Here is a 12,798-nt window from a genome sequence, read left to right as displayed (position 1 = left end):
CCCCGTAATATTGTGTCAACACTAAATTTAACTGCCTGATTCAATTGCATGAATTTAGCGCAAGCTGTTGTTTTAGTGAACTACCGGTGAAATATCTTCCTGCGTGTCGTTATCGCGCATACGTGCGAGCGGGTCCTGGCGGTAGAACTGGCAAAAACGCTGCCACAGTGCCGGGAAGCGCGGAGCGAAAAGTTCGGGGGCGCTGAAAAAATATTCGGACAGCACGGCGAAACACTCTGCCGGATCGGTTGCCGCGTAAGCATCAATGCTGGCGGCGCTTTCACCCACTAAATCAATCTCATCCTGAATATTATCCATCGCCGCATGGAGATCGTGCTCCCAGCCTGCAACTTCCCGCAGCGGAATCAACGGAATGCCGCTGGCGCGATCGCCATTACGGGTATCGAGTTTATGCGCGACTTCATGGATGACCAGATTGAAGCCGGATGCGTCGAAGGAGTCCTGAATGTCGAGCCAGTTGAGAATGATGGGCCCCTGTTGCCAGCTTTGACCGGACTGCACCACGCGTTGATTATGCACGAGGCCAATATCATCTTCCCATTCATCATCCACCACGAAGGGCGCGGGGTAGATGAGCACCTCGTGGAAGCCATCAAGCCATTCGAGCCCCAGTTCCATTATCGGCAGGCAAAATAGCAGCGCAATACGTGCCTGAGTGATAGGCTCCAGCACTAATCCCTGAAGAGGAACCAGCCGCTTTTGCTGCAAAAAACGATCGGCAAGCACGCGGAGTTTGGTTTGTTCATCTGCGCTGAGATTGGCTAAAAGTGGGACGGAGAACGCTTGTTCCCACGGGATGTCGGTTTTTTCAGCAGACTCATCTGCCTTCCAGGGCCATTTAATCATCATTTTGCTCGCAAACTCGTCACTTGAACGCAATTGAAGAGACTGGGTCTGTTAAAATGCCAAATAACCTGGCATCATGGCAACCATCAAAACGGAGAGATGCCAGAGCGGCTGAATGGACCGGTCTCGAAAACCGGAGTAGGGGCAACTCTACCGGGGGTTCAAATCCCCCTCTCTCCGCCATTATTCAAGCACTTACCGCATTAATTTTCAGTGACTCAACTCGCATTGAGGTAATCTGAGAGAATCCCAACCTAAAATCTTCCGTCAATTGCTCATTGCTTTACGTCAGTATTAGCAAAAAAAAGGATGCACGCCTTGCGCACACCCTTTATTGGCTTAAAACCGGATTAATCCTCGTACGCTTCCTGTCGTTTTTTACCGTCAATGACCGACGCAATAACCAACACCACCGCACAGGGCAGCAACCATTCAAGGCTTTGACTAAACAGCGGTAGCGGTTTCAGCAGGTGTGAAGGAACTTGATTCAGCATTCCGTTTAGCGGGCTGGCGATGATGCCATCTACCAGGCCAAATACGCAGGCAACCGCCACTACAGGTGCAAAGACGCGCGCGGGATTTTTCCACCATGATGTGGTGAAACTCAGCAGCACAATGGCGATACAGGGCGGATAGACCGCTGTCAGTAGCGGTACGGAGACGGTAATTAAACGCGTGAGTCCCAGGTTTGAAATACCGAACGACAGCACGGCAATCACCAACACCATCGTTTTATATGACAGCGGGATAAGGTTGCTAAACCAACTGGCACAGGCGCTGGTGAGGCCGATAGCCGTCACCAGGCAGGCGATGAAAATAAGCAGTGCCAGGAACAGGCTGCCGGTTTCGCCGAAGGTATGCTGTACGAAGGCGTGCAATACCTCGGCACCGTTGCTGGCATCAGGCACAAACTCATAGCTCACCAGCCCCAGGCGGAACAGCGCGATGTAGACGAGAATTAATCCGCTTCCGGCAATTAACCCGGCGATAATCGTGTAGCGTGTGATGAGTGTGCTTTCGCTCACCCCGCGTGAGTGGATGGCATTAACAATGACACTACCAAAGACCAGCGCGCTCAGCGTATCCATGGTGAGATAGCCGCTGACGAAGCCGTTTGAAAAGGGATGAGAGTGATACGCCTCGGAGACAGAACCCAGGTGGTAGTGCCAGACGACAAAAAAGGCCGAGGCGCCAAGAATAATCAGCGCGACAATTTTGATGGGCGCCAGAACGCCGCCAATCAGGTCAAGGAGTTTGCCGGGGTACAGTGAAAACAGGTAAACCAGCGCAAAGTAGATAAGACTATAAATAGCCAACTGGTGACCATCGTTGCCGATCAACGGCGAAATGCCCACTTCAAACGACACGGTGGTTGTGCGCGGAACCACAAACAGTGGCCCCAGGCAAAGATAGCAAACCAGCGCCAGAATCAGACCCGTGACGGGACCAAGATGTTCGCTCAGTTGATTCATTTTTCCGCCAACGCGCGCCAGCGCAACGATCGTGACCACGGGTAAACCCACGGCGGAAATCAGAAAACCGCTACCGGAATAGAGAATGTTTTCGCCTGAATGTAAGCCAATAATGGGCGGGAAAATAATGTTTCCCGCGCCCATAAATAGCGCAAAAGCCATACAGCCGAGAGAGATAATGTCGCGTGTAGATAATGTTTTCATCGTTATTATGGACGCTGACGTACACGGTTTTTCGCGTGCAGGCAGCGTCGTTTTCCTCTCAGAACAGGGAATAAAAAAGCGCAGATACGGTCAGAATACCGCCAATCAGGACCACCAGAGGGCGAATACCACGCAAACTTTTGAGCGCGCTTCGACTGTAGATTAAATAAACAGGGATTAGAAACAGGAAGATTGCCTGAAGCGGTCCGCAGAATTTCTCAATCAGTTCGATGACATCGGGGTTAATATACACGATGACATAAGAGATGCCGAACATGATAAGCCACGCAATGAGTTTCCCTTTTTTATGTGGCGTGTCCTCTTTTTCGCCAAGCGCGTCACTGACCATGCGGGCAAAGGTTTCAGCGACGGATAAACAAATGCCTAAAAACGACTTGGTCATGCCGATAATGGCAATAAACGGGGCAATGTAAAAAAGGACGATATTACTGTTATCTTTTTGCAGTACGGAAAGCACGTTCAAATTCTGCGATTTAGCCAGCGCAAAGACATCGTGCGGAATACTTAACAGGCAACTGGTAACGAAAAAGATGATGCTGGCATAGATGCTGAAATAAGCGACTTTGATGACCCTTACGGATTTTTCTTCACCGCCGTGTCCGGCTTCACGATAAAACGATGCCAGTGGCGACATCAACGGCACGGAGCAGAAGGCGAAGGTGATAAGGGGAATGGTAAGCCAGATGTTTTTAAGGGAGTTGCCTGCGGGTTGCTGCCCGACGCCATGAATAGCAGGCATCACGTTGGCGAGGTTCCATTGTGGAATTTGAAAGGCTGCGATGAGCGTGACGGTGACAGCGAAAGGTAAAACAAGTACCGACATCATGCCGACAACTTTATCGCGGCCCCGGCTCAACAGTAAAAATAAAATCGCCACAACGATAAACGACAGCACCGCACGGTTAATACCCGGTAAATGCAAATGGGTTATCACGTAGCTGTTGATAGCATTAACCAGCGAAATACCATAAACCAGAGTGACCGGAAAGTTAGAAAAACAGTAAAAGACTTTAATCGCCTTTTTACCTTTGTGATCAAAGAAGCTATTGAAGAGCGGAAGTGACTTATCCTTCGGACCTTCTTCGCGCATAAATACGCGGCAAATCAGCATATGCGGGATCATCGAGAGCGGCAGGCTAAGGATAATCAGCAACAAATAGACCAGCGGCCCGCGCATGGCTATTTCAACCGGAAGGAACAAAACACCGGCTCCGACGGTTGCGCCATAAACTCCCATGGACCAGATTGTATCTTTAAACTTCCATGCCGATGTGGGTGATGCAATATTGTTTATTGTGTTGGTAACCATTTTTATTATTAATGCTCGTAACTGTCAAAATATAAATGCTATGTTTTCTTCCATTTGCATATAAAATAACAGTTCCTTTTGTTACCTGGTTCTAATTCATTAATTGGTCACGGTGTGAACAATGAGTGAATGCGAGATGATGCTTAAATCTGTAATGTGAAGTTATTAAGTATAATCCCGTGTATTATTTTATTACCACAATTAATCTGTTCTTTAAAGAATAAAATCAAGAAAATTAATTTTTAAGTATGATTTAAACTGCGCGTAGCATAATTGTTTCAATGGATTAACTTAAGGATGAGTAAGTGATTACACAGCGACTACTTTTGATGCACTCCGGCCTTCGCACAATGAGCGGGGATGACGACGACGGGCAATCCGAAAAGATGAACTTTCAGGCGTAGAGGATGAGCAGTCGGATATTTGGATGATGTGAAACCCTGCGTATAGATATCTGCATAAATTAAAATATGGGTAAGTAACCCCCTTCGTTTCAGGTGTATTTAACTCAACGGTCAGAAAACAGGCTATGCTTAAAAAACCGACTGTATGTCGGGTGGAGAAAACAAACAATAAAGGAGCTTATATGTTTGAGTTTTGTCCAAAGTCTATGAAAACTAACGTAGATTTCATTGCCTTTACCGTTGCGAAAATGGAGTATGAACAACGTGGCCTGTGCGCACGCGCTGTCGTGGGTAATATGCCGTTAGAGATGTCTGAGCACTTCCAACAGCGTTTGCGCTTTTATCGCGATCAGCTAAAGGGCTTTGCTCCACAGCATGTCGATCGTTACCCCTCTTCAAAGCCTGATGTCCTCGATTTCCGTTAAATTCCCTGTACGCCCCGGATAAATATTCGGGGCGCTTTTAATACTATTGCGTGTAATACACATGCCCTTAGGCTAAATTTAATCCACGACTTTTTGTTGAGGATGAATAATGACGACCACCGCCTCCAGCGGCTTTGGCCCATTACGCCAGACTGTATTCGCAGTTCTGTGGGTTGCAACAATTATTGGCAATATAGGCTCTTTCGCACGTGATATTGCCAGCTCATGGTTAGTGACCGATCTCTCTTCTTCGCCTCTGGCCGTTGCGATGGTTCAGGCTGCGGCGACGCTGCCGGTTTTCCTGCTCGCCATCCCTGCCGGGGTACTCTCTGATATTCTTGATCGCCGTAAATTCTTAATTGGTATTCAGATATTGATGGCAAGCGTCAGTATTTGCCTGTTGCTGCTTTCCGCAACGGGGCTGCAAACCATTCTTTCGCTGGTGGCGCTTACCTTTGTAGGTGGGATCGGCGCGGCGTTAATGGGGCCAACCTGGCAGGCGATTGTGCCTGAGCTGGTGAAGAAGCAGGATTTGCGTGATGCCGTCGCGCTGAACTCGCTGGGCATCAATATCGCACGCGCGATTGGTCCGGCGCTGGGCGGGATTGTACTGGCAACCTTCGGTACATCAGTTACTTACGGCGTGGATGTTATCAGTTATCTGTTTGTGATCACGGCCCTGCTGTGGTGGAAAAGAGCGAAAACCGATAGCGATGAGCTGGCGGAAAAATTCCTCGGTGCTTTTCGTGCCGGGTTGCGCTACACCATGGCCAGCCGTGAGCTGCACGTTGTGCTGTTGCGCACGTTTCTGTTCTTCGCGTTTTGCAGCTCCGTTTGGGCGTTGCTTCCGCTGGTTGCACGCCGCGTGCTGGGCGGTGATGCCGGCTTCTACGGGATTTTGCTGGGCGCAGTCGGCGTAGGGGCGATTGCTGGCGCGTTTCTGTTACCCACATTGCGGCAAAAATGCAGCGCGGATGGCCTGCTTTTACTGGCGTCGATCATTACCGCTTCCGTGATGGCGCTGCTGTCGATTGCGCCGCCACAATGGCTGGCCGTGGTGGCGTTGGTAGTGCTGGGCTGCGGCTGGATTATTGCGCTGACCACATTCAACGGCGTAGCGCAGTCGATTTTACCGAACTGGGTTCGTGGCCGCTCGCTGGCGGTCTACCTGACCGTCTTTAATGGGGCGATGACGGCGGGGAGCCTGGCCTGGGGGGCACTGGCGCAATCGGCTGGCGTTCAGGAAACCCTGTTCATTGGCGCTATTGGCATCATTGTTATTGGTGTTGTCAGTTATCGCCTGCGCCTGCCAAAAGGGGAATCGGATCTGCTGCCGTCCAACCATTGGCCAGAGCCGCTGACGGCAGAGGTGGTTGAGCACGATCGCGGGCCCGTGCTGATTCAGATTGAATACGACGTTGATCCGCAGCATCGCGCGCCTTTCCTGAAAGCCATTTATAACCTGGCGTACGAACGGCGGCGGGATGGGGCCTATAACTGGGGGATCACCGAAGATTCTGCCAATCCGCGCATTTTACTGGAGTGGTTTATGGTGGAGTCCTGGGCGGAACATTTGCGCCAGCACAGAAGGGTGTCAAAGGCTGATGCGGATATCCAGGCAGAACTCCTGCAATATCACACGGGTGATGAACCGCCAAAAGTACGGCACTTTATTACCACATCCAGGCCATAAATAACCGCGTCAGGGGCGTGGCCCCTGACGCGAATTCATCACGCTTTCTTCGCACTCATCGCCGCAGCAACCAATCCGTCCAGCCACTCCTGGTGCCCGTTAAGCATTGGGTTAGGGCGTGTGGCGGCGAGTGCTTTTGCTGGCTGGCCGTTCTGTGTTTCCTGGGTCAGAATACGCACGCGGTTACCCGGCAAGTCTTCCAGCAGCCACGCGTGGTGTACATCGAGACGATCGGCGGCATTCTCTTCACCAGACCAACCATGCCAGGCGACGCGCGCGGGTTGTCTCTCAGCTGGCGGGACATGCTCGACGACCTGAGATTCCACCGGGAAGCCGAAAGTGCTGAAGTAAAAACGGACGCCGTTTTCCAGTTCCGGGCCTTTATTATCGTAGAAACGAACATCTGCGGAATTTTTGTAGTAGTCCGGCCACAGGAAAGGCTGGTTGAGGAACGGCCAAACGTCGCTCACGCTAAGCCCGGCAATGATCATTTCGTTTGAGACGAAGTTATCGGTGAAGCCCGGAACAAAACCTTCTGGCCAGTTAATTGCGTTCATAGTGTATCTCCTCAAATCATGTCAATGGCGCTGAAGGCGTGCATCTCAGCGGTATGAAGCTATTATCGGCAAATTCACTTATAAGACAAATTAGCGATCACGATATAATTCATAAGATAACTTATATCAGGATGAGGCGTTCTGGCTAACCTCGACGCAGAGCGCCCGTATCCACTGATGCGCAGGGTCACGATGGTTACGTTCGTGCCAGGCCATACTTTTGGTGAAGCCGGGCACGTCCAGCGGTGGCGGCATAATGGTCAAATGTTCATGCTGTAGGGCAAGACGGCGGGGCACGACGGCAATCATATCCGTCATCCGTAAAATTTCCGGCAATACAAGGAAGCTGTTTACGGACATGCCGACATGCCGTGTGCGGCCAAGCGCTGCCAGCGCCTCGTCAGTCACGCCCCAGAAACCGCCTTCTGAGGAAACGAGAATGTGGTCCTGCGCGCAAAACTGGTCGAGACTGAGTGTGCCCGAGACGGCGACAGGATGATCGGCGCGCAGCATGCAAACGTACTCCTCCTCATACAGCGCACGCCCGTGAAGATCGCCGGGTGTCGTTGCAGGCGTGACCAGCGCCAGGTCAACATCGCCACGCTCCAGCAGGGAAAACAGACGTTCATCATCAACCGGACGCACGGCGACACGAATACCCGGTGCGCGTTTTTTTAGCGCACTCATTAGCGGCACTATCACCGCTTTTAACGCGTAATCGGTGGCCATAATCGAGCAGGTCATTTCGGCGCTCAACGGGTCGAAATGGGCGGGCTTCAGCAGGATAGAGATATCGGTCAGGATCTGCTTCACCGGCGCGGCAAGCTCGCGGGCCCGTGCCGTGGGCACCATGCCACGCTGTGCGCGAACAAACAGCGGATCGCCAAAATAGTCGCGTAAGCGCGTCAGCATGCCGCTGACGGCGGGTTGCGTCAGCGAAAGCCGCTGGGCGGCGCGGGTGACGCTGCCTTCGTCAATCAATGCGTCGAGCGCCTTCAGGAGGTTGAGATCCAGCGATCTGATATCATTATTCATAATGTAAGCGTCACGATGCGATAAGAATAGTTATGGAATGCTAGCGTCTGGGCGGGGTGGTGTCTATGCAGCGGCGAAGCAAATCGGGCGACGAGGTGTCGCCCGAGGGATCAGAGGTGTTCCAGAAACTCAGAAACATTGTGGGCCATAGTATCAATGCCCGATTCAACGCGCCGATAGTAGGTCCATTTTCCGACCTTACTGGCCTCCAGCAAGCCCGCTTCCTGCATCGCCTTCAGGCACAGGGAGGTGGCGGGCTGCGAGAGCCCGGCTTTGTCCTGAATCAGACTGGCGCAGACACCATAGACATCATAGTCATAAAGTTGGCTGTACTCGGCGAATGACTCGTGCGGGTTTTTCAGCCATTTCAGAATGGCAACGCGCGTGGGATTCGACAGTAACTTCATGGCGTTTTCAGGTGTCATGCGACCTCATTACTCTGTTTATGAATAAACCGGGTAATCAGTATACCCGTTACTGCCGCCGCCATACATGGATGATTCATCCACCGCATTCAGCGGGAAGCCGTTTTTCAGACGCGCCGGAAGGTCCGGGTTGGCGATAAACGGGCGACCAAAACCAAACATATCGCCCCAGTGGTTTGCCAGCATGCGCTGCGCTTTTTCTGCCGTGTAGCGGCCCGCATACATAATCGGATTGCGGAATGCGACGCGCAGCGCGGCGCGGAAATCTTCCGGCAGGTCCGGGCTGTTGTTCCAGTCTGCTTCGGCAATGGAGAGATAACCCACACCGGTATCGTTCAGCAGGCGGGCAGCGGTGGTCCAGGTTTCATGCGGGTCCGATTCGACCAGGCCGAGATAGACTCTGTCTTCGTCGGTGGTGGTGAACAGCGGTGAGAAACGCACGCCGACGCGCTGGCTGCCAAACACATCACTCACCGCATCGGTGACTTCCTTTAAAAAGCGCAGGCGGTTTGTCAGGTTGCCGCCGTATTCGTCCGTACGCTGGTTGGTGTGTTCAGAAATAAACTGATTGATGAGATACCCGTTCGCCGCATGCAGTTCCACGCCGTCGAAGCCGGCACGTTTAGCGTTAATAGCGGCCTGTCGGTAGAACTCGACCAGTTCTTTGACCTCTGCCGTACTCAGCTCACGCGGCTGGCTCGGGGCGGTCAGCATGCCTTCACCGGGCTCGGTTTCGATAAAAACACGCACGTTCGTGGCGGCAATGGCCGACGGTGCCACTGGCGGCTGTTGATTCGGCTGAAGCGAGGTGTGCGACACGCGCCCAACGTGCCAGAGTTGGCAGAAAATCACACCGCCTTGCTGATGGACGGCATCCGTCACTTTTTTCCAGCCTGCAACCTAGGCATCACTGTGAATGCCCGGCGTCCAGGCGTAGCCCTGGCCACGGGGTTCAATCTGCGTGCCTTCGGTGATCAGCAGCCCGGCGCTGGCGCGTTGGCGATAATATTCAACCATCAGCGGGCCAGGCACATTCCCCGGTTGTTCGCTGCGACAGCGAGTCAGCGGCGGCAGGATCACGCGGTTGCGTAAGGTCAGGCCGCCCAGGGAGAGTGGGCTAAAGAGAGTGTCGTTTTTCATAATCAAGCATTCTTCTGCTACAAAAGGTGTGGGTTATTATATTTATAAATTTAAATGTGTAAATGCAAATTGCAATTTTAAGGTGACGATTTCTGCGCTGATTACTGGCATAGTGAGGAAAAATAAGCCGAGCAGACAACTGGTTACTGATTAAAATCTGAGAAAGAGGTGAAAGATGAAAGTTGCCCACATTGCACTTTGGACGCGACAGCTTGAGGCTCAGGCTCGCTTCTGGGTTGATTTCTTTGAGGGATCAATCAACGAAAAGTACTGCAGCAAAACCAATCCCGGCTTTGAATCTTACTTTGTTAAGATTGGCGAGGATGTGGCTATTGAGCTGATGACCAAACCAGGATTAAGTGCACGCGAGCCGGATAACAACACCAGCGGTTGGGTGCATCTGGCGATTGCCGTCGGCGCGAAGATCAAAGTCGATGCCCTGGCGCAGAAAGCACAAACGCAGGGGATATTAGTCTCACCCCCGCGTACCACCGGGGACGGTTACTATGAAGCAGTGATTAAAGATCCCGATGGTAATTTAATTGAGATTGTTGAGTAAACGTTATTTCGGCATTTAAGAATGATTCCCTGATGTCATTTCTCACACCATCAGGGAATATTCTGTGAATTATTACGTATCCTGTATGATGGCTACGCAGTGATTGCCCTGTATTTATCTTTTGATAGGATAATTCCATATAAAAATAATTGTTTGAGATATTGAGCGCCCGTGCTGATTGTGGCTTACTATGATAAAACAATAATAGCCAATGACGGAGGGTCTTATGTTCTTTAATAAGAAAATACCATTGCTCGGTTTTTTCGTGTTATCAACCTCTGCATTGGCGAGCAATTCTTATGTGCCTGTTTTATATAATCTTTCATTGTTATATGGATTTACTCCTATTAGCGGCCCGGTCAAAGAATTAAGCGTCGCTATTGAGAACGAAAAAGGGCAGGCGATATATGAACTGGAAGCGACGCTAAGTCAAAATGGATGCCTTGATAGTCTGCAATTTAATGATAAACGAAAGCGATCGGAATTGATTCTCAGGCGCGATGGACGAACGCTCAAAGGAATTAAAGACTGGTCAATTATTACTATGTCATTAGATGAAAAATGTAATATTGTGTCAAAAACAGAAAATGGCGGTCTGGAAGAATACAATACCGCGAATAATGGTCTACTGATGTCGACACGTTTTATGGGCAATAAAGTCTCTGAATATCTGTATGATGAACGCGGCAACGTCAATATGACGAAGTTCTACTCCTCACGCGGGGTAACGGCCTCGAACGTAGTGATGTACAGTGACCCGGAGCATAAGCCGCTGGATTACACGCTGATCAACTCCTCACGCTATTCAGAAAACTATGCCACCAACAGCGTCTGTCAGTACGATGAACGCGGTACGCCGAGAGAGTGTGATTTGACCATTACCTGGGAAGATAAGCCGGGCAAAAAGCCGCTCAGGTTGAAAGTGTATACGCAAGCGACGTTTTATTGAGACAAACACAAAAAAGCCAGGCGGATGCCTGGCTTCGTCATGTCGGCCTGATAAGCGAAGCAAATCAGGCTTTTTTACGCGATTAATGCTGCGAACACCCTGAGCACTGTTTGTTCTGGATCTGCTGGAAGAAATCATTCCCTTTATCATCCACCAGGATAAAGGCCGGGAAGTTCTCCACTTCGATTTTCCAGATGGCTTCCATACCCAGTTCAGGATACGCCACGCATTCCAGACTCTTAATGCTGTCCTGCGCCAGAATCGCCGCCGGGCCGCCGATGCTGCCGAGGTAGAAACCGCCGTGCTGTTTACAGGCATCGGTGACCTGCTGGCTGCGGTTGCCCTTCGCCAGCATTACCATGCTTGCGCCGTGCGACTGCAACAGATCCACGTAGCTGTCCATACGACCTGCGGTGGTTGGGCCGAGAGATCCAGAAGCATATCCTTCCGGTGTTTTAGCCGGGCCTGCATAGTAGATTGGGTGATCTTTCACATACTGCGGCAGCTCTTCACCGTTATCAATCAGCTCTTTCAGTTTGGCGTGCGCGATATCACGGGCAACGATAATCGTCCCATTCAGCGACAGGCGGGTAGATACCGGATGTGCTGAAAGCTGTGCCAGAATTTCACTCATCGGCTGGTTCAGATTGATAGCAATGGCACTGCCTTCACCCTGCTGACGCAGTGCTTCCGGGATGTACTGCGCCGGATTGTGCTCCATCTTCTCGATCCAGATACCGTCACGGTTGATCTTCGCTTTGATATTACGGTCCGCCGAGCAGGAAACGCCCATGCCGACCGGGCAGGATGCGCCGTGACGCGGCAGACGGATCACGCGGATATCGTGAGCGAAATATTTGCCGCCGAACTGTGCGCCGAGGCCCAGATTCTGCGCTTCCTGTAACAGTTCTTGCTCCAGCTTAACGTCACGGAACGCCTGACCGTGTTCGTTGCCTTCGGTTGGCAGGCTGTCATAGTAGCGGGTTGACGCCAGTTTTACGGTTTTCAGCGTGCTCTCAGCGGATGTACCGCCAATCACGAATGCGATGTGGTAAGGAGGGCAGGCCGCCGTACCCAGCGTACGCATTTTCTCAACCAGATAGTTTTTCAGTTTCGCCGGGGTGATCAGCGCCTTAGTTTCCTGATAGAGATAGGTTTTGTTCGCTGAACCGCCGCCTTTGGCGACGCACAGGAACTTATACTCGTCGCCATCAACGCTGTAGAGATCAATCTGCGCAGGCAGGTTGGTTTTGGTGTTCACCTCGTTGTACATATCCAGCGGGGCGTTCTGTGAGTAGCGCAGGTTATCTTCGGTGTAAGTGTTGTAAACACCGCGCGCCAGAGCGGCTTCATCGCCGCCACCGGTCCACACACGCTGGCCTTTTTTACCCATGATGATGGCAGTACCGGTATCCTGGCAGGTCGGCAGCACGCCTTTGGCCGCGATTTCCGAGTTGCGCAGGAATTGCAGTGCGACGTATTTGTCGTTTTCGCTGGCTTCCGGGTCGTTCAGGATGGCGGCAACCTGTTTCTGGTGAGAAGGGCGCAGCATGAAAGAGGCGTCATGGAAAGCCTGCTGTGCCAGCAGCGTCAGCGCTTCTGGTTCAACTTTGAGAATTTCCTGGCCTTCAAATTCGGCAACGGAAACATGCTCGCGGCTCAGCAGATAGTATTCGGTGTCATCTTTGCCAAGCGGGAAGGGGTTCTGGTAAACAAAAGGTTTATTCGACATAGCTAT

At 51.5% G+C, this 12,798-nt stretch carries 11 protein-coding genes, 1 tRNA gene and 1 pseudogene; 5 read left to right on the top strand and 8 right to left on the bottom strand.

Going from position 1 to position 12,798, the window contains the following annotated elements:
- Positions 1-72: 72 nt before the first annotated feature.
- A complete protein-coding gene (gene mtfA, locus AC1MKH_RS15520) occupies positions 73-870 on the bottom strand; it encodes a DgsA anti-repressor MtfA (RefSeq protein ID WP_276220406.1) in 798 nt (265 codons plus the stop codon).
- 90 nt (positions 871-960) lie between these two features.
- Between mtfA and AC1MKH_RS15515 the strand changes: the two genes are divergently transcribed.
- Positions 961-1,050: transfer RNA gene (locus AC1MKH_RS15515), tRNA-Ser, on the top strand.
- A 167-nt stretch (positions 1,051-1,217) separates the two neighbouring features.
- On the opposite strand, the gene brnQ is transcribed toward AC1MKH_RS15515, so the two are convergent.
- Both brnQ and AC1MKH_RS15505 read right to left on the bottom strand, forming a co-directional pair.
- Positions 1,218-2,543 carry a branched-chain amino acid transport system II carrier protein gene (gene brnQ / locus AC1MKH_RS15510; RefSeq protein WP_276220405.1) on the bottom strand — a complete coding sequence of 442 codons (1,326 nt, stop codon included), beginning with the start codon at positions 2,541-2,543 and terminating at the stop codon, positions 1,218-1,220.
- Between the two features lie 58 nt (positions 2,544-2,601).
- Positions 2,602-3,873: an amino acid permease gene (locus AC1MKH_RS15505; RefSeq protein WP_442961926.1), complete on the bottom strand. Its 1,272-nt coding sequence runs from the start codon at positions 3,871-3,873 to the stop codon at positions 2,602-2,604.
- Positions 3,874-4,459: 586 nt separating this feature from the next.
- Between AC1MKH_RS15505 and AC1MKH_RS15500 the strand changes: the two genes are divergently transcribed.
- The gene (locus tag AC1MKH_RS15500; RefSeq protein ID WP_488450866.1) at positions 4,460-4,702 is read left to right on the top strand and encodes a hypothetical protein; all 243 of its coding nucleotides are present in this window, start codon (positions 4,460-4,462) and stop codon (positions 4,700-4,702) included.
- A gap of 109 nt (positions 4,703-4,811) precedes the next feature.
- Positions 4,812-6,395, top strand: a complete 1,584-nt coding sequence (locus AC1MKH_RS15495; RefSeq protein WP_276220402.1) for an MFS transporter — start codon at positions 4,812-4,814, stop codon at positions 6,393-6,395.
- A 38-nt stretch (positions 6,396-6,433) separates the two neighbouring features.
- On the opposite strand, the gene AC1MKH_RS15490 is transcribed toward AC1MKH_RS15495, so the two are convergent.
- The 4 genes and pseudogenes from AC1MKH_RS15490 to AC1MKH_RS15475 form a co-directional block, all read right to left on the bottom strand.
- Positions 6,434-6,952 (bottom strand): SRPBCC family protein, encoded by a 519-nt coding sequence (locus AC1MKH_RS15490; protein WP_276220401.1) that lies wholly within the window; start codon positions 6,950-6,952, stop codon positions 6,434-6,436.
- Between the two features lie 126 nt (positions 6,953-7,078).
- Positions 7,079-7,987, bottom strand: coding sequence for a LysR family transcriptional regulator (locus AC1MKH_RS15485; RefSeq protein WP_276220400.1), 909 nt, complete (start codon positions 7,985-7,987; stop codon positions 7,079-7,081).
- A 110-nt stretch (positions 7,988-8,097) separates the two neighbouring features.
- On the bottom strand, positions 8,098-8,412 hold the full coding sequence (locus AC1MKH_RS15480) for an ArsR/SmtB family transcription factor (protein WP_015963915.1): 315 nt from the start codon (positions 8,410-8,412) through the stop codon (positions 8,098-8,100).
- A gap of 18 nt (positions 8,413-8,430) precedes the next feature.
- Positions 8,431-9,552 (bottom strand): annotated as a pseudogene (locus AC1MKH_RS15475) (alkene reductase).
- Positions 9,553-9,727: 175 nt separating this feature from the next.
- On the opposite strand from AC1MKH_RS15475, the gene AC1MKH_RS15470 reads away from it, so the two are divergent.
- Positions 9,728-10,111 carry a VOC family protein gene (locus tag AC1MKH_RS15470; protein ID WP_276220399.1) on the top strand — a complete coding sequence of 128 codons (384 nt, stop codon included), beginning with the start codon at positions 9,728-9,730 and terminating at the stop codon, positions 10,109-10,111.
- 226 nt (positions 10,112-10,337) lie between these two features.
- Positions 10,338-11,060 (top strand): YnfC family lipoprotein, encoded by a 723-nt coding sequence (locus tag AC1MKH_RS15465; RefSeq protein ID WP_276220398.1) that lies wholly within the window; start codon positions 10,338-10,340, stop codon positions 11,058-11,060.
- A gap of 82 nt (positions 11,061-11,142) precedes the next feature.
- Here AC1MKH_RS15465 and fumA read toward each other — a convergent pair whose 3' ends face one another.
- Positions 11,143-12,792, bottom strand: a complete 1,650-nt coding sequence (gene fumA, locus AC1MKH_RS15460; RefSeq protein ID WP_276220397.1) for a class I fumarate hydratase FumA — start codon at positions 12,790-12,792, stop codon at positions 11,143-11,145.
- Positions 12,793-12,798: the final 6 nt, after the last annotated feature.

The sequence above is a fragment of the Pseudocitrobacter sp. CD920760 genome, from assembly GCF_057782505.1.
This window is presented reverse-complemented; position numbering and strand designations above follow the sequence as displayed.

Bases quoted from the DNA above. Each gene is read 5' to 3' on its own strand.
- mtfA (WP_276220406.1), bottom strand. From the start codon at position 870: ATGATGATTAAATGGCCCTGGAAGGCAGATGAGTCTGCTGAAAAAACC.
- brnQ (WP_276220405.1), bottom strand. From the start codon at position 2,543: ATGAAAACATTATCTACACGCGACATTATCTCTCTCGGCTGTATGGCT.
- AC1MKH_RS15505 (WP_442961926.1), bottom strand. From the start codon at position 3,873: ATGGTTACCAACACAATAAACAATATTGCATCACCCACATCGGCATGG.
- AC1MKH_RS15500 (WP_488450866.1), top strand. From the start codon at position 4,460: ATGTTTGAGTTTTGTCCAAAGTCTATGAAAACTAACGTAGATTTCATT.
- AC1MKH_RS15495 (WP_276220402.1), top strand. From the start codon at position 4,812: ATGACGACCACCGCCTCCAGCGGCTTTGGCCCATTACGCCAGACTGTA.
- AC1MKH_RS15490 (WP_276220401.1), bottom strand. From the start codon at position 6,952: ATGAACGCAATTAACTGGCCAGAAGGTTTTGTTCCGGGCTTCACCGAT.
- AC1MKH_RS15485 (WP_276220400.1), bottom strand. From the start codon at position 7,987: ATGAATAATGATATCAGATCGCTGGATCTCAACCTCCTGAAGGCGCTC.
- AC1MKH_RS15480 (WP_015963915.1), bottom strand. From the start codon at position 8,412: ATGACACCTGAAAACGCCATGAAGTTACTGTCGAATCCCACGCGCGTT.
- AC1MKH_RS15470 (WP_276220399.1), top strand. From the start codon at position 9,728: ATGAAAGTTGCCCACATTGCACTTTGGACGCGACAGCTTGAGGCTCAG.
- AC1MKH_RS15465 (WP_276220398.1), top strand. From the start codon at position 10,338: ATGTTCTTTAATAAGAAAATACCATTGCTCGGTTTTTTCGTGTTATCA.
- fumA (WP_276220397.1), bottom strand. From the start codon at position 12,792: ATGTCGAATAAACCTTTTGTTTACCAGAACCCCTTCCCGCTTGGCAAA.